Genomic DNA, 24822 nt, shown 5'->3' with positions numbered 1-24822 from the left:
AAAGAAGCTGCTGAAAAAGAAGAAAAAGAAATAGAACGACTTGCTATTGAAAAGCAATATTACTTAGAAACCGTTATGCCTCAAATTGATGAAGCTATGTCAATATATGATTCAATATGGGATGCATACTGGGTACCTACGTTTAATGGGGTAAGTACTGGCCAAGTAGATGCTTACAGTGCATATTCTAATATGAAAGATATTAGGAATTTATACGATCAACTCGAGACAAAATTTTACAATATATCAGATGACAAAATGTCTGAAGAAAATAAAGAGCTAATTACTGAATATACCAGAGAAATGGCTAGTGCAGCTAGATATAGAGCTTCAGCTGCTAAAAAGGCTCAAAAAATGTTTGATACTGGAGACTACAGTCCTTCAACTATGGACAAAATTACTGCAGAAGTAAATAAGGCAGATAAAGATATGTTGAACGCTATTCTATCGTTAACTTCAATGGAAATGCAATTAGGAATAGAAAGAGAATATTAAGACTTGCCCTTATTAGGGCTTTTTTTTATGCTAGAAAGAATATTGATTTTCATGATAGGTGGTAAAGTGACTAAACATATAATGGCAAGAGTTGGTTGAAAGTGTATGGAATATAAATTATAGCCTGTTGTCTAATTCGTTTAGAAATGTCTCTTTCTTTGAATAAGTATTGAAAAATTCTACAAAAAAGCAGCAGTTCCAATTCTGAATGCGCCGCATGCAAGCTTTCCCCATCGGATGTCGGCACCTGCGAATCTGCTGTGTCGCCACTTCTTCCTGCGGATTAAACGCCAGCCAGGAAATCATATACGGCTGGACCCAGGGACAGAAAACACTTTGCAATTCGGGGCTGACCGTTGCCAAAGGCTCGCCTTCCTTCAATTGGAAGATGATTTGCCGTGCTTCATTCATGAGATTTTCCGGAAGCTGTGCAGCTAGCTGCTCCATCAGCACCTCATCAATGTGGCGCCCAGCTCCCGCAATGGAGATAAACGAATCGGCTGAAGCTCGCTCTGCCGCTACCACGCCGATCAGCGAACCTTCGCTGTACCCGATAATCTCGACTTCCGTAAATGAGTCATTCGATTTCAACTACACCCCTCAGGCAACCGTATTATCATTAAAGCAGGATTGAACTTCCAGCAGTATCCAGATTGTCCCCGTGTCCCGCACAATTATGTATATTTAAGTTCTCAGATAAAAATACGAAAGCCGTATTCGTTAACTCTAGCGGTTAGCGGATACGGCAATTTCTTCATACAATTGTAGTTAATAAATTGAATTGGTTCTGACACAGGGAGGGGATTTTAATCAGCTGCCGCAGTAAGTAATTTGTGTTATTCCGGATGTGCCTGTTTTTGTATACAGGTTTTTCGTTTCACCCCATAAATCCATCAACTTTCGGAATCCCATAAATCAACCAATAAATCAGCTGCGCCTCATCCTTATTCCCCTCCTGCAGACTGAGCCGCCTCGGAAAAGCACCCGGCTTCCTGCCTTGTTTCAGCAGTTTGAAAAGATGCGGATTGCGCTTCTTGATGAATTGTTTCATTTGGCTCCTTTCGTGAGGTTTCAGAATGCCGGTATGCAGATTGGAGAGATAGTGAAAATACATGCCGATTCCTGTATTGTCCTCCAAAGCAAAGCTATCCGTAAGTTCACCCGCCTGTTCCCATTTACCCGCATGGATATAAGCGCTCAGGAGCAGCCATTTCGCGCCCTGGTGATCGAGCGGATTCTTATCCATGATTTCCGTCAACTGTTCAATCGCCTTGTCGTATCTGCCCTGCTCCATCAGCCAGGCACCATATGAAAATAAAGCCCGCAGGAACGGCCGGTTCGGCACATACCCCCAGAGCACGTCGAAACTGTCATCGAAGGTTCGGTAGCCGGTATTCAAAGCAGTTAAATAATGCAGCTCCTTTTCAACATCGTGTTCCACAAATTCCGCCATCAGCAAATTCGCGTCGCCATTTTTCGGATTCAGCTCGAGCGCTTCCCGCGCCAGCCGTTCGCGTTCTTTGCCGTCCTTTTCAAACGCTTCATAGCAAAGCAGCTGCGCCCGTTCCGCATCCGTTTTCGGCATGATCTTCTGATTCGGCTGCTGCAGAATCTTGTTCATTTCAGCTTCCGAGTCCGCATACGTCATGCGCATCATCGTTTCCCACAGCCCCCGCTCTGTCAGCCGCGGGTCGGTCCCCATCTCTGTGACAACTTCCGGCATGATATACGACTGCCGGTATTGTTGTTGATCTAGAGGTTGAGCATTTTCATCCTTGTCCACCCGTTCAATTACAAACTCGCCGACCATGTCTCTGTATTTCGACAAGGTGCCAACGGTTGTTCCGAGCTCTTCCGCGATGATTTGCTGAGTCAAGTAAATTTCTTCAAACAGCCCGAAATCACTTGCCGCCTGCAGTATTCCCGCCGCCACGCCTTCCGGTTTCCGCGCCTTCACAGGCACTTCCTTCAGGAACGCAAACGCAATGCCTTCGATCGATTCATTTTTCAAGCCGTAGTCATCAATAAACCCGCTGACCAGCCCCATGACTTCTTCCTGAAACGGAGTCAGGTCCAACTTTGGAATCGATTCCACAAAAGAGCGGTACAAGTCCAGCGGATCACTGACCCCTTTTTTCAGACGGGCAGCCAGTTCTTCAATGACTGTCTGCTGAAAAGCCGGAATCGTGATCAATCCTTCTGCCGGTTGCATAGCCGGCTTGCCATCACGCAGACTCCTTAAAAAGACACCGAAAAGCCACTCGCTCCTTTTCGCCCCTCCAGTGTTTACCATTTGATGGACTTCTCCCGTCACTTTATCGCGCAACTGAAGAACCCCGTTCTCGATTGCCTGAACCTCGACAAGCATGTAGAACGGCTCCTCCCACAATTCCAGCACGTCAAGCACCCGCTGCCGTTTCTGCGCTTTCTTTTGGCGGCCGAGATAGTCTTTCCATATATCCACACGGTCATGGAACACATACGATTCGAAAGCCATAGCTTCAATCATATCTGTGTTAAAAACGTCCGATAAAACCGATTGCCAGTTGTTGAAACGCTGCGTCAATTGATGAAACTCCTTCGGCTGCAGCCCCTGTTCCGCAAATCCCACCATAATAGCATCCAGTTCTGCATCAATCACCTGCTGCAGATCCACCGCTTCTTCCCGCCCGCAGCATTTCTTATACTTCTTCCTGCTCCCGCACGGACACGGGTCATTTCGTCCGACCATGTCATCTCCTCGATTCATCAGCTTTTCTTCCATCGTAGCGGGGTTTGGTGGGGGTGGCAAGGGGGCGTGTTGCTGTCCCCAAGAGAATTGGGTATTCCTTTTCCAGCAGCTCCCAGATTGCCCCTGTGTCGCGAGCAATTATGAATACTTAACTTCTCAAATAAAAATACGAAAGCCGAATTCGCTAACCCTTGAGGTTAATGAATTCGGCAATTTCATCATGCAATTGTAGTTGATAAACTGATTTGGTTTTGACACAGGGGGACTACACTCATTCTGATTCAATTTCTAACTTCAAAATGCTTTTCAATTCATTTGTAGAAATCACTTCGAAAGTTACGTCGCGTAGATAAGAATCGAAATTTTTATTGGTTACTAAACAAGGCCGGACTTGATAAACTTGATCTTTATAATTTTTATTCTTCATTATATCTTGAATATTTTCATTAAAATACGAAACTCTTTTTTCAAACTTGTCTGCTTTATTTTTATTCTTCAAGAAATACTCTTGCTGCTGAGTATAGAATTCAAAAATGGAACCCGACTTTCTTATAAACTTACATTCAATTAGCCAAACTATTGCATTCTTTTCATCTACAACTATTAAATCATAATCGCCTAAATTTTTATTATGATCCCCTTTTGTATCGAATTTATATATTTCAATTTCTGAATATACTTCCTTATAGCCAACTTCTTTAAAACTGTTTTCAACTTCAATCACAATCTCTTTCTCATAGCGCTTTTTCCACATGGTAATAATTTTCATAGACTTATTTAATTCATATTCGTACGGAAGATAAAAATCAAATATACCAAATATCCAATTCTGCCTTAAGAAGTGCATAGAAGCTGGACTAAAAATATACTCCTTACGATCAAAAGTAATTAGTGGCTTAACATCAAATCTATTATTTCTCTTTTTTCTTTCCCAAATAGGGATAACTGGTATCTCTTCGTCACCAATATATTTAACCATTTTACGTTCTAAGGCAATAAAATTAAAATAAGTAGCTACCTCTCTTTCTGATAAGCTTAATTCTTGAGATATCGAATAAATTATTTCATCTTTTTGCACCTTAAACACGTTTGGATGGTCTAGGACATTATGGATTATAGGATTTTCTGAAATTGCTACTTCGCTCATTATAGTTAAAACGTCAAATAGTGTTTTTAAGCGAATATCGGTATCCTTATAAAAAGCTTCTTCAAATAACTCATAAAATTCCATGTTTGTTTTGTCTTTTTTAATTTCGTAAGAATTAAAGTCATAATTCTTTCTTACGCTTGCCTGCATTCGCTTTTCAATTTCCTCCTCTACAATTGTATTGACTTGATAATCATCTTTAATTTCAACGGCAATCCAGCGTATGTCGTTATGTGCTAAGTCAGCAGCATCCTGAAGAACAATTAACCAGTGTGAAATAGCCAGGAGATCTAAGTAATCACTAGTTGATAGTAAATGTCTAGGAGTTTCTCTCTCTATTATCAAATTTTCTTCTATTAAATATTGAATTTGCCTCAAATTCTTTTTGTTTTCTTCTCTTAGCTCTATTGTTTTCTGCTTAAATCTTTCTTTTTCTGATAGCAGTAAATTATTGTCTTCTAATAATGTAGTCAACCTTTTATTGTGAATGTCTTTTTCAAAAAGAAACAAAGAATAATCATTGAGAAGTTTATAATGCAGATCCTTTTGGTCAAACTTGCTTATCCTTTCTTCAAACTGTGCTACAGCTATCTTTTGTGCTGTTCGAACAATGTCTCTAACTTCTTTCCCTTTGTATATACCAGATTTAACTGCGGTACCGGCATATATTCTAGCTAACCACTTCTTTATTCGCTTAAAGTTGAAATCTGTCGGTTCTGAGAGAGTAGATGGTGCTATAAAATAATTTATTTCCACTTGGTTCAGTCCAACACTTTTTTTATCCGAATTAGTTTTAAAGATTTCTTTTTGGAAGTCGTCAAAGCTTTGAGTTTCACTATCAAAAAATGGACTTAATAATTCTACAAAAAGCTCGTTTTCAAAGGTTCTATCTATAGAAGACATCAATTTTTCTGAGGCTTTTTTCCAATCCACAGTGTAGAGACAATGTTTATTTTCAGTTGAATTCTCAATAATTTTAAAGTTTAGATATCCTTCTTCGTTAAAATTTCTTCGTTCGTAAGCGTTCATATTCTTCAATAGAATTGTTTTAGAAACCAGGGTGTATTTATAATTAACATTTTCATAATTAGACAAACAGATGACTTCGTTTTGAAATTCAAGAAATTGTCTCTTAAGAACATCACTAACCGATCGAAGAATAGGAAGTTCTTCGCGTTCTATATCTTCCACAACAAATTTCGTCTCTTCTAAATAAACAGCAATTTTTTCATTAACTATTTTTCCATGCACTTCTGAAAAGTAATCCTTATGCGTAAAAATAGTAAAAGAAGAATCATCATCTTTTCGAACATTCCACGAATGAACTAATTCGAACATTTGAAGTGAGCTTCTGAACGGATAATCCTTTAAGGTTTGTGAAAAATAATCATATATTACACTTTCAATACTACCTGTCTGCTCTATAATCAAATCTGGTACGATTCCACCTTCATTAAGATCTCCGGTATTCGTTTTCCATAGTAAGTAGTCTGCTGAAAAGCCACTAAAGGTAATCAGTTTTTTTCGAGAAGCGTTTTCCAAATAACGAAGGAAGGCGTAGATTTCATCGAATGAGTCTGCAAAATTCAATATATTTATCATATCGTTTAACGAAAAAGGAATACTTTCTCCTGAGTTATAGGATGCAAATCTAAATTCCTCTTCGATTGAATAAGATGTATAACTCTTAATAATAACCGGTATGTTTCTAGGAATGCGATATGCCTTTCTCTCAGTTTTACCTACAGCTTCATAAGCAATTAATTCATCTTGTAGGTGTAGTTTATTTATGTTTTCTAAATCTTTATAAATAAAGTCAGAAGGAAAAATATCCTTGTTATAAAAAGCTATATATCCTTTATCGCAACGGAGTAAGAAAGAAAAATAAATTTGAGTAGAATTTGTGGAATCAGCAGCTGCAAAACTAACTGGATACAATATGTTGTTGCTATTCAAACTTCCAGAGTAGTTATTGTTTAATATTTCCAATAGTGTCATCTCAGACATTCTCTGAAAGTCTACATTTTTAGCCCGTAGAGTTATTTGGTACAGAAAATCCTCATAAATACTTGCATTAAATAAAGGATAACTGTGAGAACCTCCAAAAAAGTGAGTTCTTTCTATGTCTTGAATATTATCAAAATGTAATAAGTGTATTAATCGTTTATTTAAATCTATTCTAAAAATATAACTCATTAACTGATGAACTGCTTTAAAGTATTCTTCTTTTGGAAGATTCAACCCACTGTCTTCTGCATCATCTTTCAAGTTATGTTGATATAAAGTTTCAATAGTAAGTTCCATGTATTCAAATAGACTCTTCAATTCAAAGTCTTCTCCAGTTTCTTTAACTAGTTGTGAACTAATAAAGAGAGAAGCGTAGGAATTTTCATAACCAGTACCTATTATTATTGGATAGAATTTTTTTTTATAAAAAAAATTCACTTCTCCAAAGTCACTTACTACTGGATCATTAAAAGGAGAATTCTGCGTAACTTTTAAAACTTCTTCAAATAACGAAATAAAGTCTTTATATGTAGAAATTCGTTTTAACCCACTATGGCTGTTTTTCTCCATTTTTACTAAAGCTGCATTTAACTCCAATGCAATGTTAAGAGTTTCTCTATTTCTCCTCCATGAATTTAGACAATAAACAGCTGCGACTAGGTCTAAAAAACTATATTCTGATAAAAGAGCATAAAGTTTTTTGTTTTCATAATCTGTATGCATTTAAAATCTCCTTGTCTATGTGTATATATTTTAGTATTTTTTAAATTCACCCCCAATTAGACGCTTCTTTTTTTCAATGCCCGATATAGAGTTGCTGCCGAGATTCCTGTAGCTTCTTAAATTTCTTTAACACTCATTCTTTTTGAATGGTAGAGGGCAATCGCTTGATTCAACTTCTGCTGATTGACTTTTGGCCTTCCACCCTTCGGCCTTTAGTTCGTGCGGCTTTTAGCCCAGCCTTTGTTCGTTCTCTTAGCTTCGCTTCTCAGGGAGTAACACCCCAGGGATTAACACAATTTCCAAACAATTTATACAGATATTTGAATAGAAAAACTACAACCGTAATGTTGATATATCCGTTGTAACTATGTATATAGTATAAATTGTAGTGTATTGTCAAAACCGTTTAGAATTTTTTCTTTCCTTGGGACACGATTTTAATGAGAGTTTTTATACATAACTCCACTTTCTTTTGCGAAGCGCAATTCCTCCTGTGCATATTGCGGATACAATTCATTGATAATTGTATTAGTCACTTTACTCAACATCACCGCTGCCAGAGTGACCATTAGTTCGGGATATTCTCCATGTATCCCTTCCATTTCTTTATTTCCATCAACTGACTTTCTATTTTGCTCATAACTATTTAAAGCTTCATACCCATGCGCTTCAATAGAAAGATATGAATACAAGTGTTTAGTTTGATAATTATTTACTTTTCCAATAAGTTGGGTAATAGATTTTGGTCCCTTATATAAGGAATGCCATTTTGGTTCTTTATCAATTTCACCTTTATGGTTATTTTTATTTAGTTCTTTTTTTGTTCTTTCCCATTCTTCACGAATTTTTCTATATTTGATATTCATGACTTTTTCTTTGAATATCTCGATATCTTTCAACTTATTTTCTTTGACATTCACATCATCTGTTAAATCGTATTCTGATTGAATATGATTTATTTGGTTTTTTAAATAACCTATATAATACATGGTTGCTCGATCTTTAACTCTACGTTTATCTTTTAAAATGTACTGGATCGCTAAATAAGTTTCAAATGCCCCTCTTGCTAATATTTTAGTCGAACTTTCTAATTGATTTTTCCCTAGCATTCGAATTCCTTCTGATTGCTCTATTATTTGGCGATATAATGGAAGGATTACGGCATATTCTATTTTTGAATTACTTTCTTCTCCAAAACGGCTGAGCATTGATTCACTAAAAGTAATACATTTTGTAAGTATTTGATAGTCTGTAATTGATGAAATATTATTCATTATGAGCCTCCTTAAAACTTAAATTACCAATGAACAACACAATTAAAACAGTATAGCCAGTTAATTTCCTATCATGTGATCTTCTTCTGTGCATATCCTCACACATGTTTTCGATTCCTTCTATATAAGAATAACTAAATTCCTCGTGTGTATTTTTCTTTATTCTAACTTCACTTGGAATGGCTTAATTCAAAACAATTTATTAGGTAGGATCTAATTTTCTCATTAACTCACCTGCCTTCGTAATGGATTTTTTACCCAGGCAACGACACAATTCATAAACAATTTATAACGAGAAATAATAAAAGAAAACTATACATTAAATACTGAAACATCCGGTGTTGGAATCTATAAATAATAAATTGTAGTGTATTATCGAAATCGTTTAGAATTGTTTATTTTCCTAGGACGCGTTTTTTAAATAAGAATCTAACAGTTATTATTAGAGAGAATTATTCGTTATTTTTTGAACAAATAAATTTGTAGGGATACTGAGAATCTTTTTTTGCCTGAAAAGCGATTTCTATCTTTTCTATTTAAGATTTTTTTTATATTTTCCCGTCTCCTCCTAAGACTATTTCATTCAACCAGGTTTCAATTCTTCTATCAGTTGCTTCTCCTACACCAACATATAAGTTTCTTATCCTTTCATCTTCTAAAAATTTCAATACTATTTTTCTCGTGTAATCTTCAATAATACTTGATAGGCCCTCAAGCTTCTCAATACTATTTCCTTTCTTAGGCATTGTATTTCCATGAACATATGCCGATCTAATACTGTATATTAACCCTAAATTATCGAATATTTCTTTTCTCTCAAAGTAATTAGATCCAAGTAACCAAGCTAGCCTTTCTTTTAACTTGTGACTTACTTCTGAACTTGTAGTTGATAAAAGCGTTTCAAGTACTGTTATAAATAAAGCTATTCTACTTGGTAAATAAGCTTCTGATCTAGCCGCTTGTATAGAATGAAAAACTCGTTCAAACCGATTTCCATTAAAAGCTTCTTTTGAAGTATGCTCATTCTTTATAGACGTTTCCAAATTAAAAGGTACAAATAAATTTTTATGAAGTGATATAACTTTGTTTATCTCTTCTCTTGTAAATTCTACAATTGCAGTTTTTCCTTCCTTATTATAAAAAGAAGTTGTTCTGTAGTTTGTATGAAAATTTCTTTTAACTTCATCTTCTAAATCGATGAAACCATTAATTACATTCACACTATTATCTTTAACCAACCAAAGTAGACTCGAAAAGGATTGAGTGCTTAAGATGAAATAATTTAATAAATCCATTCCTTTTTCATCTTTGATTATAATTTCTGGATCTTCAATCGAAGCTGTACTGTAGAAGTATGGCAAGTCCATCAATGAAGTATATTCAAGTTTTCCGATAATTGATATAAAGTATTCATCTATATAATCTTCTAATTTAGATTTGCTGTTAGAAATTCTTAAGTTTTCTTTAAAAAGTATGCCTTTAGATAAAGTCTCTTTAATTTTTAAATTATGTATAGAAGCAATAAACTTATAATTACTCAAATCTTTTATCCTCCTTATGATTTAGCTTCTTTGGGGCAGTACTATCTAAAACATTGCAATCCTTTCTTTCTGCGAATGCTGGCACGATGAACAATGGATAAGGTGAATAAATATTCCGGTTCTCATCACTGATACCACCCTCGTTGCAGAATTTTTGAAAGGCAGCCCTTTGATATACTCGGAATCTTTTTCTAAGAAAACTTTTCTTCTTGTTTAATTCTTTCTAGAACAAATTCATCATTTTATACTCTCTTTTTCTTTGTCATCCCCTCGACAGATAAAGCAACTTTTTGAAATAGCTTATAGGCACCTTTATAGTCCTAGTACCAGTTTTTGGGACGTCCCATGAACGAGTAAATCGATCAACCGGTTGGTATGAGCCTTCACTTCCCATGCCACTTCGGCCTCATGGAATGAGGTATGGAGTAACACAAAAAGTCGATTCCCTCCCCTTTTCCTTCGTTCTCTGCGCGCATGACAAGTCACGGTAGTAACTTCTTTAGGAATAAACCACTCAATTGATACGTCTAATCGGGATTCAGCAGTCAGGCCAATATATTCGAATGGCGAATCTCAAACTTATCGACACGCAGCACCTTTAAAGGATTGAATTGGTGAAATTTTTGATGCAGCCGAGCGAATTCTTTTGAATGCTCCAGATGTGAGAATGTTTCTAGTGAGTATGTCATCCTGTGCTCCTTATCAAGCTTTTTTAGAATGTTATCTATCTTTTCAGTTTATCATTAACAGGGAGTATTTGGCAGGAGAGTTTAGATCCAGGATTCTATTTGTAATAAATAAAAATTAGTTCGATACAAGGAATAGGTTCAAAATCTCATTTCCTACAGTACGCATATCTCCTTGTGTCGCGCATAGTTATGAATGCTTACCTTCCCAAATAAAAAAATAATGCCGTATCCGTCAACCTTGGAGGCCACTGAATACGACATCTTATTCATGAAATTGTATTTTATAAATTAAATTTGATTTTAGATAAAAAGGCATTTTATTAATCTTCTATACGGCCGATTATTTCTGCAATATTAGCTTCCCTTTTCTTATAGTCGACACCGTAAAACGTTAAATCATACAATGTCATCAAAACGAATTCTTCAATTGAAACTTTTTTCAGAACTTCCTCTTCATCGACAAGGTGACCAAGTGCTTCTTCCCAAGGAACCCATGAGATTGAATATATTTCCCCTTCCTGCTCCATCACTATATCCCAAACATCGTTAAAATCATCCCACTCCAGTTTGAGCTTCGCGCCAGTTGAAACTGATTCAATTGACTTCAGCTGCTCCATTATATAATCGAGGCTACCTTCCATGACATTATAAATGGAATGATTCCTCAGATAAGCTTTCAAGTTTTCGTGGTTCTGTTCTCTCAATATTTCCTTGAATATTTTCACTTTGAACACCGCCTTTTCACCAATGTACTTTTAATTAAAGCTTGAAACAGATATTCAATAAAGATCGACTTCAAAATTTTTAGAGAGAAACGAGAATTTCTATTACTTTCCCCCTTATTTTTATTTCTTTTTTAGTTATAACCACTGGTTCCACCTCCGGGTTATCTGTATATACGATATATGATTCGTTCGTCAACTTTTTGATTTTCCTAATGATTCCCTCATTTTCATCAATATTTATTAAAGCAATATCTCCGTCTTGAATTTCCTCTTCGCTATCAATTAATAGTCTATCGTTTTTAAATATACGATTAGTTTTCATAGAATCATCATTCATAATAAAGTAGAATAATTTTTTTCTAGATGTCTTTATATAAGTCCATTCTTTAATGAAATCGTTCGAATAGATATTTGTTTTAGAGAAAATTTTTGATAGTAAAGGTACTTCACGAATTTCTGACTTATCATTTGTACCCGTAATTTCGTATTTTTTCGAAATTGATTTTTCTAGTAATAATGAAGTTTCGCTTTTTCCTATGTTTAAGAATCTTAAAAGAAATGTATCTTCTACTCTTTTTTTTATTTGGATTTCACTATCTTCTGGAAAAGCCCATCTTAATGCATTCACCAATTCGACTCTGTTATATTCATCGCTATCCGCTAAACTAGCAGCCAAAAATATTTCAGGATCTCTTTGAAAAATCTTAGCCAATATAAGAGTTATCTTATAAGAAGGTGGAGGCAACTTCCCATTCTTTAACTTGCTCAAATAAGAAACTGTAACTTTTTGACCGAACTCTTCTGATAAATTAGCTACTTCAGTTAGAGAAAGGTTGTTTCTTGATAAATTTGACTTTAAAAAATGATCATAAACAATAGATGGTCTTTGACTCAATATATCTAATTCTTCTTTACTTATATCCATCTTATCAAATCCTTTCTAACTATATACTATTCTTTTTTGAATTAGAATTCAATAAATAAATTATTATTTTTAAATTCGTTGATTTAAAATTCACAATAGGTTATGTTCTAATTAGATGTATACCTAATAAAAAGGAGTGTTAATTGTGAGATATAATGAAATCGGCGAAGCGGTTGAAGGTATTTACAAGAATGGGGAACTTTTAAAGCGAAATAATTCAGAAATTATTGAGCGTACTTACCAACTGAAAGAAACAATTGTCAATCTATTGAAAGAAACTTACTTGAAAGAGATAGAGATTGCAGTAAATGGTTTCGCTTATCATATCGATGTTACTAAAAATGAAATTTATATTTCCACTTCCCAATTTCCTGGATTAAAAAAATTATTAACAGAAGGTTCTTTTGATGAGCCTTTTACTGAAGTTGTTTCCAGAGAGGAAAAAATGCGTTTTATTGAAGATGTTCCTGAAATTTTAAAAAACATCAATAATAAAATCCGTCAAATCAATGTAGAAGTCGAAGAAATCCTAGATAAATCTAAGTTCGACTTTTTTAATGTATACACTTTGCCAACTAAATAATTTACTTGGTTTATATGACATTTCTCTTTTAGCGTATTTTTATTCTTTCTGTAATAAAAACTTTTCTTAAGTCAAATCCTTTACAAAAGTGAGAATCAATTGCGATAAAGACATCAAATGTCTTACTCTGTCAAACAATATTCGCTAGAAGCTGAAACTGTTTTAAATTTAAATATTTGTTAATAGGAGGCTACTCATTGAATAGAGAAATTAATTTATATGTGGATGATTTAAGGGATTGTCCCGAAGGTTTCGTGGTAGCTAGGAATGTAGAAGAAGCTATAAATTTCATAGAGAACTACGATGTAAACATACTATCTCTTGATCATGACTTAGGAGAAGACGCACAAGGAAACCTTCTTCCCACCGGATATGATTTAGTGAAGATTTTTTGCGAAAGAGGATACTATGTCAACAGGGTTTACATCCATACAGATAATGGAGTTGGACGAGAAAATATGTTTCACACTTTAAAAGGTGCTCAAAGAAGAGGCTTTATCGCTGCAGATATTGAAATATACCATTACTCAATAACTGTAAATAGATATACTGGAGATTAAATTAGAGACTGTGCTTTGAAATATTTTAGAGTTTTAACCTGGAGAAACAAGGTATATATGGATTGATTTATAACCGAAAACAAGATAATGACAATTTCATTAATAAGTACTTCTTAGAGAAAAATAATATAGCCATATCCGTTAACCCCGCGGTTATTGGATACGGCTTTTTATTGATACAATCATAGTTAGAACTGAATTGAGTTTGACACAGGGTGGGGATTTTTATTGATTCAACATATTTACTGCTCGTTGTGCTAAATCTTATTGATAATGATAAAGAGTGTGAGTTTTTCTTTAGTTCACGTTGCCAACTGATAAAACATTCGTACAACATCGTAATATGTCTATATGTTGCATAAAGTTCTCCATTAGCATCATAATCCCCTAACATCAAAACTACATAATTAAATTCTTGCCCCATAGCTTCATGAGTATTTAATTTTGACGGATATTAAACTTCGCTCCCATAGGAACCGTATAATTTATATGGATGAATAAAATGAAAAAACCACAACCGAAATATTGATATATTCAGCGTGCCTTTGCATACAGTATAAATTGTAGGGTGTTGTCAAAATCGCAAAGAATTTTTCTTTCCATTGTAAGCGATTATTGAAATTAAAATAAATCTAAAGAAGGTCATATTCTCATATGATCTCCTTTTTCTGAACAGCAATAACCAAACAAATATTGGATTGCAATCTATATTTTAATAATATTCCCTTCAACATAATCATTACAATAAATGAAGATTTTAAGTTCTCTTTTTCAAATGGATACAGTAATTGTGAAGGGTATTGCTCACCCAATGTGTACCGACCGCAAAAGGCTTTAGTCCTATATTGTCTTGACACCACAATGTATTTCCTACATAACTATATTTCCCATTAGGACCACATAATTCTGATACCAAATCCCAAGCAAATGGGTAAACAATATGATCTCTTTTTATGTTTTTCACAATGATTGTAATATACGAACCTTCACTCAAATAAACACTTATGTCATTGTATATTTCTACGAGTTTTTTAATAAACACTAAATAACTTTCGATATTACCTAAATCATTCTCATTTTCCGAGTAAACTATGTCTAATTTTTTCTCTCTTCTCTTCCTCTGATTTTCGCTTCCTTTATTTGAAAGCATAGACCAATAAGGTGGACTTGTGATGCTATATTGAAACTTTACATTTTTTAAATCCTCTATTCGAGATATTTGAGTAGCGTCCGCATTTAATATTACCCCTCTTACCTGTGGCAAAAAATCTTCAAATAAAGTTGGTTCGAATTTTTCAGCTACTCTTTGAGAAGCAATGTCAGCATATTTTTCGTTTAATTCAATACCATAACCATTTCGATCTGTTTCTATTGCTGCAATTACTGTACTTCCGGTGCCAACCATCGGATCAAGAACATTATCTCCAGGGTTCGTGAAAATCTTTATAAACTCCGCAACTAATGTTTCTGGATATTTGGCGGGATGTAGTACTTCATTTTTCTTTCGAGGGGGAGCTGCTGGAAGAGTCCAAGCTGGTATATCAACATTTTCATTCGCCATATTAATAAGACGAGGATCCAGTTCAAAACCTTGGTCTTCATCAATCTTATTTTGCATAATAAGACAATAAAATACCGTATTATCATCTTCTTTTAAAGCAACTTTTTCATCTCGCAATCTTAAGTGTTGACGGCTCGCTTTAGCAACAGCCCAAGGAAGTGGAAACCCTGCTCCTCCGCTATTTCCCGTACTAACAAACACGGAACAATAACTCTCTTCTTTTAATATATTTTTCATATTTCCAAATATTTGATTTGAAAAATTATTTAAAAAGTCTGTTAGCCCGTCTTTATCCTTAATTAATGAAAGCAGATCAATTAAAATTAAATCATAAGTCTTCTCTTTCTTATTTTCATTTTCAAGTATAGCTGTTAAATCTTTTAAACTTTCAACGTCGCTAAAATGATTTATGTTTCTTGGTGATGGGATAGCAATAGCATCAAAATCTTTAAAACCAATTATTAATGAATTTGAATGTACTCCAGTCGGCCAAGTAGCTTTTGTAAAGAAGTATACATATTCTTCAATGAGAGCATGTACAGTATTAAATCTAAAAAAACTTTTTTGAAATTTCATCCATGTACTATAATTCAAATCATTTATTCTATTTGGAGGGCCACCTTTTTTGGGTTTAGTTTCATTGTTGTTGTCTATCAAGGTCTTAGTCATGACTTCCTCCTTATTAATTGTTAGCTAAAGTGTATTTAAGGCTCTCAAATTTCGAATCATAACGCTCATGTTTCCTGTCTTCGTCCCGCCAGTGTAAACTTGTGTTTTAGAACCTATTTTAAGATATTCTCCTTTAAATTTATAGTCACTGTAGTTACCCCAGGCGGCGAACGTGACCTCTGGATTTTCAAGCCACACATCAAACCATTGTTCTTTTTCTATTTTGATATTGAAGTTGTTCACTGAAATCGTAATGTCAGTAGTTGGTTTAACATCTGAACTTAAAAATTGAATTGAAGAAAATAAATTGTTCGTAGTATAGCTTCCATTACTAAAAATAATCGATTCATTAGTATCGCTAATTGAAATCGTACCACCTTCACCAAATAGAGTCAAAGGTGCTATTGGTCCATAATTATGATTAAAGTTTAAGGAAACGTTTGCTGCAAAATTCCAATTATCTGACCAACCTTTTGGTAAAACAGCAACAAATTTTTTTACAGCAGAAGTATTCTGCTTTTGAGAAACTAAAAACGCTTGCAAATAAGCACTAGAGCTAGCACCTTTTTTTAATTGTCCATATGGTACTAAACCCTCTACGTCAAGGAACCAGTTCGGAAAATCCCTAGTAAAGTGAGGATATACATGATACCCTTTTATATCGATAATTCGATTATTCATATAGAATTCTGCAACATCCTTATTTCTCCAATGTGTTCTTCCTTTCGTGGAAAAAGTAGCTCCGCTCGTAATCAGATAATTTTCATAAACTTTCTCGATAACTATTCCTACCATAATTCTTTTTAATCTATTTTCATCATCATTATATCCCATTCGATTATATGTATAATTCAGCGATCTGCCAGCATATTCAATCGCATCGTTTTGTACTTGGTTATTGACTTGCAATGAAACAAAATCTGTTATGCGGACCATTTTTATACCCCCTAATTTAAAAGTGTGCTCATCTTTTCCAAATCCTTAGGTAATACATACAAATTATATTCTTTGACTCCTCCATTCATTCCGATGTTTGGGTAATAATAACAGCACGCACCTCCTCCGCGACCTGTAGTTTTCATCCAACCAGCATTTAAAAGCGATGGTTTTCGTTCAATACAGTCAGCAAAATTTGCTCTCAAAAGATGTTGTTCGTCTTTTTCAGTAATTTGAGACCAATATTGATTCTCATTTTTGTTTATTTTATCCAGAGGCCATACCCAGCCAGTGTAATTTCTCACGTTTTTAAGGAAATTTTCTTTACTCGTCCATCCCACGACATATAATGTGTAGTCAGTTGGAAGCATTAAATTACAAAAGTCATTTCTAGTCAAAACTATTGCTTCTTTTGGTTGAGAATTTATATTTCTTCTAGTGGTGTTTAGAATTCTTTTCTTGAATTCATTTCTACTGACTGATATTCTCACTTCACCGTCTGACCAATTATCGTATGATTCTTTGTCAATTTGAAAGGACGAGATGCAAGAGAATGGACCAATCTCTTTTATACATTCATCAGTTAACGATACTTCTACTTTTTTTACTTCGTCCATCCATTCTCCTATAACTGTGAGTTGAATATCATTAGAAAAAAGCGAATCAGCTTGATACGAACAGTTTATATAAATCCCTTTTCCAGCATCTTCTCTTTCTAGACAAAGTTTTTTTGAACTAAGAAATGGTAAATTCACTCCATACGGAAAGGCAGTTAACGCATAATTATCACTACTTGTATTTATATTGTTTCTAAAATCGACGCTACTAGCAATTGCAAAACAATATCCTTCTTTTCCCTGATCAATTTGTGTATGAGGGACTAACATCGGAAAGAATCTTCTCCAATCTGGCCCTGCATACTTAGAGTTTTTTATTATTAATTCTGATGATAATGGCTCTCTACCCAGAGGCAGATAATCCGTAAAATAATTTACTGTCTTCAAATCTATTTTCTTTTTATCTCCATTAATATTTACACTAAAATCAAACAAATCATCGGCACGATGACTTTTTCTTTCTAAGTCAACTTCCATTCCATGTCTTTGAAATAATCTATTTAACATTTCTTGCCCTACGATGCCTTTGGCAATATTTAAAGCTCTAGATTGCTGTCCTTTGCTTCCGGTATTTAACATCATTCTATTAAATGTCCATGGCAAAGTAATTGATGCATAATCCGCTCCCTTTTGGAGATCGGCCGTTGTCGCTTTAATAACTAAAATATCCGATGCTCTTTGTATCAAATTCATTAATTATTCCACCTTTCCAAGCAAATCTTATTAAAATCACATGCCCCGCATGATGTTTTTTTGGGGGTTGGTTGAAAGTTCTTACTCGAAACTTGATCCATTGCTTCATTTAAATTAGCAATTAAACCATCTACTACTACATCGGATACATCTACTTCTCTAGCAACTAGTTTTTTTTGTTTGAGTGTCTCTCCGACATCTACAATATCTGTACCTTCAATTACTTTTCCTTCCTTCTTCATAACAAAATTATAAAACTGTAATTGCTTTTCATATCTAGAAATAAAGTCTTCGTGAATATTTGATTTCCAGTCACGTATAAATAAAGAATTATTTTCTGTCAACTCCAAACTATCTATAATTCCATAAATTATTCCTTTATTTACTGGCAGTTCTATTTTCACTTCAGATTCAATATTTTTATTAAGTGCTCCTAAGGTTTGTAAAAAGTAAACCCGATCTACAATAGCTTGTTTTGACATGTTCTCTCTTTCTAAAGTCATATATGGTAAGTGAACATGGATATCTACTTGTCTTTTGACTTCTGATAAAGACCAGTCCTCTTCGGCTTCAAGTCTTCTTTGAATTAACTCATGCAACCCTTTACCAAAACCTAGCTCATCTCCGACGGATGGTTGAATCCCTACTACTCGTCTTATCCCAAATTGGAAAGGACAATCTTGATGTATAAGGAGATCAGATAATCCAATCCTAATTGGTGGTAGGTTATCTTTTTCTAGATCGTCTTGGGATATGTACCAATTTGCATCTAGAATTTCACTAGTTGAATGTTTTATATTTATGGTTCCTGTTTTAGCCAAGTCTTTCAAAAAAATTGAACGTTTTGTATTCTCTTTTTTGTTAGCATCTAGGAAATACAATCTCTCTCTGGCCCGTGTAGCTGCAACATAAAATAGTCTTCTTTCATCTTCAAGATTAGTTCCATACTTCCCAGCAACTTCATCGGAAAAACTAGTACCATGCCCTTTGTTAGGTAAAGGGAATTTTCTAGAAGATAGTAATGGGATTATAACTACTGGCCATTCTAATCCCTTAGTTTGATGAACAGTACTTATTAAAACGCCGTCAATACTACTATTTATTGGCAAGCTTTCTCCGAATTTTTCTAGATTTCTTTTTAATGCAAAATAAACTTCTGAAAGTACTCCTCTAGGGGATCTTCTATGATTACCACTTATACGCCTTCTATGAATTTCTTCGACACTTCTAATTATTTGTGTCGCTATCCCAAGTGCGGCTAATAGTTCGTTATCATCTTTTTTCAAACCTATACCACAGGAGTCTAAAAGTTCGTAAAATCGACCTCTGACATCATATGTATCGTTTTGATTTTCATCTAGCTTATCTATCCAATCATTTAAGCTATCCCAAAAAGTATCTTCAGCATTCTCAATTAAAATCCATTTAGAAACGCTTTCCCACAGAAATAAAGCTTCATCTTCAATTTGTTTTTCTTCAACTTCATTTCTTGGTTCAATGTGATCTTTTCTCAACCAATCGATAACTGGCATTATAAATTCGTTAATAAAATCAGTACTTCTGCTTAAGGGTGGACAATTTACTGGAATACCATGCATTTCAAGGGCTTCAACAAAGGGCTTCCCTGATCCTGTAACTGACCTCAACAGAATAGCCATTTTATTCCAAGGAACTCCCTTTTCATGATGTTTGAACAGTATGTCTATAACTGAATCTATTTGTTCGTTTGGAGACGTTAGACTTAACCAATTTACGGAATCTATACCGGTGTCAATTCTAGCAGCCTTCATAACTTTTTTACTGTCTCTAGTAGGGATGTCATTAGCAATATTATTCGCGAGATCAACAATTTGTGGGCGGGAGCGGTAATTTTCAGACAGACGGTATACAGATACATCAGAATACTCATTCGGAAAATTCAAAATTCTTTTGACATCGCTCCCCCTCCAATTGTAAATAGATTGGAGATCATCACCAACTATAATTGTGGAGGTGTCATGGTTTGCTATTAGATGAAGTAATTCTACTTGAGCTGAATTCACATCTTGGTACTCATCAACATATAATCGCTTAATATTTTCAATAGGACCTTTTTCTTTAAGATCATTTATGGAATACCGAATCATGTCTCCAAATGTCATCATTTTATTGCTTAATAGAACATCTTGAATGGTTCTTATACTATCTCTTAAATTATCTGGCACTTTCTCCAAAGACAGATTTTCATTGTAATAAATTTCTAAATCGGATACAAAATCTGCTATACCAAATGGATATATCTTTCCATAAATTTGAGGTAGTTGTAGCTGATCATAAAACCTACTAATTAAGGATTCTAAATGAATTTGATCAAGAGTTGAAAAATTATAAAAACTACTTACATTCGACAAGTACTGTAAGCACCAACCATGTATAGTACCTATATATATTCCCGATAGATCTATATTTGATGGATGTTTTTTAACTTCTTGATGAATTCTTAAAATGAGTTCGTCAGCAGCTTTTTCAGTAAAAGTAATTGCTATAATATCTTTTGCAGGAATACCTGAAATTAGATCAGCCATCAGCATGCTTACAAGTGTTCTTGTTTTACCAGAACCCGCAGCCGCTAATATGGATGCATTTTTTGTTTTTCTTAATAATGGCTGCATTTGTTCTTGAGATAGTTTTAAGTTAGCTATTTCCATATAATCACCCTTCTGGTTATAAACAGTTTCAAATTTACCTTATATACATATTATTACTTATATCAGGAAATTAAAAGGAAATGATAGTAAATAAGGCGTTAATTTATATTTTTTATTTTTATATATAATATATATTAAATATATTTTTGACATTTTTATTTATGACGTTAAAATAATAGAAGGTATATCAGTACTAATACATATATTTTTTAAACCTCCCAAAATATAAGGATAAAAGACAAATTGTCTGCTCGAGTTCTTAATTATAAGGAAAATATCATTTAATAATGGATACTAGTTACTAGCCATCAATTTCTCAATGAAATCGATATCTTGTTAGTTTTATCTACTCAAAACTTAATAATATTTGAAATTTCTTATCATAAAGAAAAAAATATGTAGTATAAATATAAAAGAATTATCTAGGGAGGAATCTAAATTGGTAGTAGATGTTATTTTAGGCTTTAATATTGACACAGCTATGTGGATAAGCGACTTACGATTAAATGGCGCTAATGAAATTGTTGTATTAGATTATGATTATTTCGGAGAATCAAAATTAAGAGATGGAGTTCTCTACTTCTCTACTTTTGAAATAAAAAATTATCTTATGAAATTTGATACGATAAATTATTATAAGTCAATGTATGGTTTTCCAGGTATGGGTGGTAAAATGAGTACTTTTTATAGGAGCATTTAATATCCAGCATCTATTAATAACTAGAGTTTTTAACCGAATATTAAAAAACTCTTAATATATATGTTTTAAGATTAGGTCTTCATTAGTTGAAAAACACATTGACTAAGATTTTCGCTATCTGCGGGAGTGAATTGGTCCATTCTGTATTTCATAATTTCTGCCGCCCAGATAGGAGGAGACAATGCCATCGCCTTCTGCAATCTGCGCCTGGCCCCACTATTTCAACTCTACAATCACGGCATTCTGCTTGCCTTCGCTGTCTTCACCTTTAATCAGGAAATCAATGCGCTTTTCTGTGGATGGCAGCTTATATTCGAGCAGCACGTGTGTACCTTCTTTCAAATCCACATCACGCAAAATCTTTGCCATTTGCTGCGGTAAGGAATTTGTCTAGGAACGTATTTCACTCGGAGATGCAGAATGGTTCATTTTCTCCTGAACCTTCTTTAGTAAAAAGCTTTCAATTTGCTGTTCCAGAACATGATCGATGAACTTTGATGAGGTCTCGTTGTAGATAATCATAGATAAACTCCTGACTGTTTCGGAGTTACCATAAGTTTACCCGTTAATACAATTTTTTCTATTTATTTTTCTGACAATTAGAATGAAAAGAAAGCGCACATCTTATGTTAGATGTACGCTTAAACTTATCCAAATTATTTTTGGACCTTATTTAACTGCAATATAGCTTCATCAAGCCTATCTCTGTTGGCTTTGCTGCCCATCAAATAAGCCATTTCTCGATACGAATTCAATTCAACTTCAGAAATTAATACAGCGTTTTTGCCTGATTTCATCGTAATAATAACTTCAGTATTCGCTTCTGTAACCTCTTCGAGAATATTAAATAAGTTCTTTCTAAGATTGGTTGGTGTTGTTGCAGTAATTGCTGACATTTTCACCATCTCCTTTTGTGTACATTATAGCGTACACGTCGAAGAAAGTAAGGGTCGTTAAGGAAGTTCTTTATATAGAAGAGTTGGTTTCATTCCCAACACACCACTCATAAGCCATCCGTGAAATCTCCGCAATCGGCTCATCCCCCTTATAATCCAAAGAACTGCCTATCGAATAGACCGTAATGACAAATGCGCCTTTATCACCTGGCAATTGAACAATCCCCGTATCATTGAACATTGTTCCAAGGCTTCCCGTCTTATTCGCGACTTTTGTGTTTCTCGGCAATGAGCCGCCAATGCGCTGCTGGTAGTGCTGTTTCAACAGGATTTCATAAATGGCTGCGGAACATTCTTTAGAAACAAACTCGCCCATTGCGATCTTTTCCATTAGCAGCGTCATGTCCTTCGCCGTGCTGGTATTGCTTTCCGGGCTCTCCTGGAACACGATGCTCTCCCAGTCGTATTTGCCTTCTTCCAGATCACGGATGATTTCGTCCGCCATTTCTTCTGTGTGCGGCAGTTCGGTTTTGCCGGCGCTCCAGCTCAGCAAATCCCAGATGGAATGCTTGATATGTATATTATTCAATCCGATGCTCTTCATTTTTTCCTCGACTGCCTCTGCCCCGCCTACCAATTCCAATAATTTATCCGTCGCCTGATTGTCGCTGACGATGATCATCATGGTCGCCAGGTCTTTGATGGTCGGCTGGATGCCGCTGTCCATCGCCTTGAATACGCCGGATCCCGGCACGTGATCTTCGTCCAGCATTTCAATCCGCTGGTTCAAATCGATTTCGCCCTTCTCCGCCAGGTCATATAATGTCGCGAGTATCGGTACCTTCACGACGCTGGCCATTTGAAACAGGCGGTCCCCTTGTATGTTGACTTCCTCCTGCGTTTTCAAGTGTTTTATTGAGATGCCGAATTCCGCATCGATTCCGCTTATGTATTGTTCAATTTGCTGCTGTAACTGCATAGTAGTCTCTCCTCTAATTTTATTTAAATGAAAGAACACCGCCTCCAGACGGTGTCATTGCATGTCTATCTCTTCATCAAAAGAGCGGCTCCTGTTCATTGGAAAGCTTGATCGTATAAGGAATAATCAGTGTTAAAGCGAAAATAAAGAAAAAACCGATGGAAAGAAAAACCGGCGTACTCCAGTCGAAAAGAGGGCGGGAAAATAGAAGGATGATCAAGGGCACAATATAAAAAACATAAATTCTTTTGTTTGCCTGTGGTTTGATATATTGCCGCTCTTGGCAGTTCGGGCATTTTTTATTGTTCATGAAGCCAATCTTAAATGTATCGAACCAGCTCCATTGATAATTGCAGTTCTGGCAGTTAGGCATAGTTTTCTCCTTTCTGATGTAATGATTTTCTATCATAGGGACATTTCGTCTTTATCACTCAAGTTGATATAAAAAGGGAATAAGATGATAAGCAATAAACCCACAACTCCGCTCAAATAGCCGAGTCCCATCAAAAATCCTCCATCTTTAAAGGATACATATTGTCTGGCTTTGCAATTCGGACATTCTTTCCCGTTTTTCGAAAATCCCAGTTTCCAAACATCTTTCGCTTTCCATTTGTACTTGCAGTTCGTGCATCGAGACATATAGACACTCCCTCTTAAAACTTCAGAACATTTTGCTATTTAAATTATACCTTTTTTCCAGTTAAAAACCAATTGTGCTTCATTTCTTATTTTCCCAATATCCCTTCCAACATGTAATAGTGCCTGTTAAAACAGATCTCTCCCCCTTACCAATTGTTTTATTGTTATGGATAAATTTCTGATTTTATCCATAAATAAATGGTAAATAGAAGTAACAGGAATATAGGAAGGGGTGTAGATATGAAACATTTACTTGGCGCAGGAAGTCTGGCGTTGGTGCTGCTGCTGGCGGGCTGTGGCGGAGACGAGCCGGAAGAACCGGCAGTGCAGATTCCTCCGGGTTCCGATACCAATGTGACGGATGAAGATCCGGAAGATGTGGAGCAGGCGGAACAGGTGGAAGAACCGGGCGGTGACGAAATCGATCCTCTGGCATTTTTCATGGATGACGGCACGACGGCGCAATACGAAGGTGATGGCAATGAGTTTGCCACCCTTGCGATACGGACGGAACATTTAATGGAGGATTATGTGGCGCTTTACGAAGATAACGGCGGCACGGTCATGCTGAAGGTCTATCGCCTGTCGGATGACCGGGTGGATCTGGTCAAAGAAGAACCTGAGTTTTTCGATGAGTACAACCCAACTCTCGAAGAGCTGGAAGCATTGGAGACGATCTCCACTTATCTGGAGTTTCCGCTCGAAGAAGGCAATACGCTGGATGACCGGACCGTAGTCCAAACGGGCGCGACGGTCAAAACGCCTTATGAAACGTTCGAAGACGCCATCGTGCTTGAGAGCAGAGCGGAAAACTCCACCAACAGATGGCATTTCATTGAAGGCTACGGTGAAGTGAAACGTGAATTTATCAGTGAGGAAGATGGAGAAGAATTTACGGTTACGTCTTCTTTGGAGTCAATTGAGTGAGCGAGACCCGCGCGTGTTGCGCGGGTTTTTTAATTCATTTGCGTTTAGCATGTATCTGTCACGGGAATGGGAACTTCCCTCTTGCCGCAGCGTTTCATTAGTAGAATTACCTTTTACT

General features: G+C 35.4%; 22 protein-coding genes. 5 read left to right on the top strand and 17 right to left on the bottom strand.

From position 1 onward, the window contains the following. A partial coding sequence (locus KW93_RS17475; RefSeq protein WP_033542903.1) for a hypothetical protein occupies positions 1–495 on the top strand: 495 nt, incomplete at its 5' end. A 117-nt stretch (positions 496–612) separates the two neighbouring features. Here the strand turns inward: KW93_RS17475 and KW93_RS10200 are convergent. The 8 genes from KW93_RS10200 to KW93_RS10170 form a co-directional block, all read right to left on the bottom strand. Further along, positions 613–1086, bottom strand: a complete 474-nt coding sequence (locus KW93_RS10200) for a hypothetical protein (RefSeq protein ID WP_052131557.1) — start codon at positions 1084–1086, stop codon at positions 613–615. A gap of 286 nt (positions 1087–1372) precedes the next feature. Continuing rightward, entirely contained in the window at positions 1373–3244 is a 1872-nt protein-coding gene (locus KW93_RS10195; protein ID WP_161787039.1) for a tetratricopeptide repeat protein, read from the bottom strand. A gap of 253 nt (positions 3245–3497) precedes the next feature. Beyond that, on the bottom strand, positions 3498–7103 hold the full coding sequence (locus tag KW93_RS10190) for a hypothetical protein (RefSeq protein WP_033542901.1): 3606 nt from the start codon (positions 7101–7103) through the stop codon (positions 3498–3500). Positions 7104–7540: 437 nt separating this feature from the next. Further along, positions 7541–8377: a DUF5677 domain-containing protein gene (locus KW93_RS10185; protein WP_033542900.1), complete on the bottom strand. Its 837-nt coding sequence runs from the start codon at positions 8375–8377 to the stop codon at positions 7541–7543. 548 nt (positions 8378–8925) lie between these two features. Next, the gene (locus KW93_RS10180; protein WP_033542899.1) at positions 8926–9918 is read right to left on the bottom strand and encodes a HEPN domain-containing protein; all 993 of its coding nucleotides are present in this window, start codon (positions 9916–9918) and stop codon (positions 8926–8928) included. Positions 9919–10463: 545 nt separating this feature from the next. Beyond that, positions 10464–10607 (bottom strand): PD-(D/E)XK nuclease family protein, encoded by a 144-nt coding sequence (locus KW93_RS17470; RefSeq protein WP_161787038.1) that lies wholly within the window; start codon positions 10605–10607, stop codon positions 10464–10466. Between the two features lie 320 nt (positions 10608–10927). Then, positions 10928–11332 carry a DUF6557 family protein gene (locus KW93_RS10175; protein ID WP_033542898.1) on the bottom strand — a complete coding sequence of 135 codons (405 nt, stop codon included), beginning with the start codon at positions 11330–11332 and terminating at the stop codon, positions 10928–10930. 79 nt (positions 11333–11411) lie between these two features. Then, complete coding sequence (locus tag KW93_RS10170) at positions 11412–12257, bottom strand: LexA family protein (protein WP_033542897.1); 846 nt, start codon at positions 12255–12257, stop codon at positions 11412–11414. A 145-nt stretch (positions 12258–12402) separates the two neighbouring features. On the opposite strand from KW93_RS10170, the gene KW93_RS10165 reads away from it, so the two are divergent. Both KW93_RS10165 and KW93_RS10160 read left to right on the top strand, forming a co-directional pair. Beyond that, positions 12403–12840: a hypothetical protein gene (locus KW93_RS10165; protein ID WP_033542896.1), complete on the top strand. Its 438-nt coding sequence runs from the start codon at positions 12403–12405 to the stop codon at positions 12838–12840. Positions 12841–13037: 197 nt separating this feature from the next. Continuing rightward, a complete protein-coding gene (locus KW93_RS10160) occupies positions 13038–13400 on the top strand; it encodes a cyclic-phosphate processing receiver domain-containing protein (protein WP_033542895.1) in 363 nt (120 codons plus the stop codon). Between the two features lie 757 nt (positions 13401–14157). Here KW93_RS10160 and KW93_RS10155 read toward each other — a convergent pair. From KW93_RS10155 to KW93_RS10140, 4 genes are read right to left on the bottom strand one after another with little or no spacing between them, the layout of a single operon-like run. After that, the gene (locus KW93_RS10155) at positions 14158–15630 is read right to left on the bottom strand and encodes a DNA methyltransferase (protein WP_033542894.1); all 1473 of its coding nucleotides are present in this window, start codon (positions 15628–15630) and stop codon (positions 14158–14160) included. 24 nt (positions 15631–15654) lie between these two features. Continuing rightward, positions 15655–16566, bottom strand: a complete 912-nt coding sequence (locus tag KW93_RS10150; RefSeq protein WP_033542893.1) for a hypothetical protein — start codon at positions 16564–16566, stop codon at positions 15655–15657. An 11-nt stretch (positions 16567–16577) separates the two neighbouring features. Continuing rightward, positions 16578–17876 carry a hypothetical protein gene (locus tag KW93_RS10145; RefSeq protein WP_033542892.1) on the bottom strand — a complete coding sequence of 433 codons (1299 nt, stop codon included), beginning with the start codon at positions 17874–17876 and terminating at the stop codon, positions 16578–16580. Next, the gene (locus KW93_RS10140; protein WP_033542891.1) at positions 17876–20563 is read right to left on the bottom strand and encodes an ATP-dependent DNA helicase; all 2688 of its coding nucleotides are present in this window, start codon (positions 20561–20563) and stop codon (positions 17876–17878) included. The genes KW93_RS10145 and KW93_RS10140 overlap by 1 nt, the downstream gene beginning before the upstream one ends. A gap of 439 nt (positions 20564–21002) precedes the next feature. Between KW93_RS10140 and KW93_RS10135 the strand changes: the two genes are divergently transcribed. Continuing rightward, on the top strand, positions 21003–21263 hold the full coding sequence (locus tag KW93_RS10135) for a hypothetical protein (RefSeq protein ID WP_033542890.1): 261 nt from the start codon (positions 21003–21005) through the stop codon (positions 21261–21263). A gap of 216 nt (positions 21264–21479) precedes the next feature. Here the strand turns inward: KW93_RS10135 and KW93_RS17660 are convergent, their stop codons facing one another. The 5 genes from KW93_RS17660 to KW93_RS10115 form a co-directional block, all read right to left on the bottom strand. Then, on the bottom strand, positions 21480–21632 hold the full coding sequence (locus KW93_RS17660) for a hypothetical protein (protein ID WP_200883337.1): 153 nt from the start codon (positions 21630–21632) through the stop codon (positions 21480–21482). Between the two features lie 287 nt (positions 21633–21919). Then, positions 21920–22159, bottom strand: a complete 240-nt coding sequence (locus tag KW93_RS10130; protein WP_052131556.1) for a type II toxin-antitoxin system Phd/YefM family antitoxin — start codon at positions 22157–22159, stop codon at positions 21920–21922. Between the two features lie 70 nt (positions 22160–22229). Beyond that, positions 22230–23138, bottom strand: coding sequence for a serine hydrolase (locus tag KW93_RS10125; protein WP_033542889.1), 909 nt, complete (start codon positions 23136–23138; stop codon positions 22230–22232). A gap of 76 nt (positions 23139–23214) precedes the next feature. Beyond that, positions 23215–23511 carry a TIGR04104 family putative zinc finger protein gene (locus tag KW93_RS17985; RefSeq protein WP_033542888.1) on the bottom strand — a complete coding sequence of 99 codons (297 nt, stop codon included), beginning with the start codon at positions 23509–23511 and terminating at the stop codon, positions 23215–23217. Between the two features lie 32 nt (positions 23512–23543). Continuing rightward, a complete protein-coding gene (locus tag KW93_RS10115; protein WP_033542887.1) occupies positions 23544–23777 on the bottom strand; it encodes a hypothetical protein in 234 nt (77 codons plus the stop codon). A gap of 240 nt (positions 23778–24017) precedes the next feature. On the opposite strand from KW93_RS10115, the gene KW93_RS10110 reads away from it, so the two are divergent. Continuing rightward, complete coding sequence (locus tag KW93_RS10110; RefSeq protein WP_033542886.1) at positions 24018–24704, top strand: hypothetical protein; 687 nt, start codon at positions 24018–24020, stop codon at positions 24702–24704. Positions 24705–24822 lie beyond the last annotated feature (118 nt).

Source organism: Planococcus sp. CAU13 (genome assembly GCF_000775575.1).
In the GTDB taxonomy this organism is placed as follows: Bacteria; Bacillota; Bacilli; order Bacillales_A; family Planococcaceae; genus Planococcus.
Note: the sequence above shows the minus strand (reverse complement) of the source record. Positions and strands in the feature narration are given on the sequence as shown.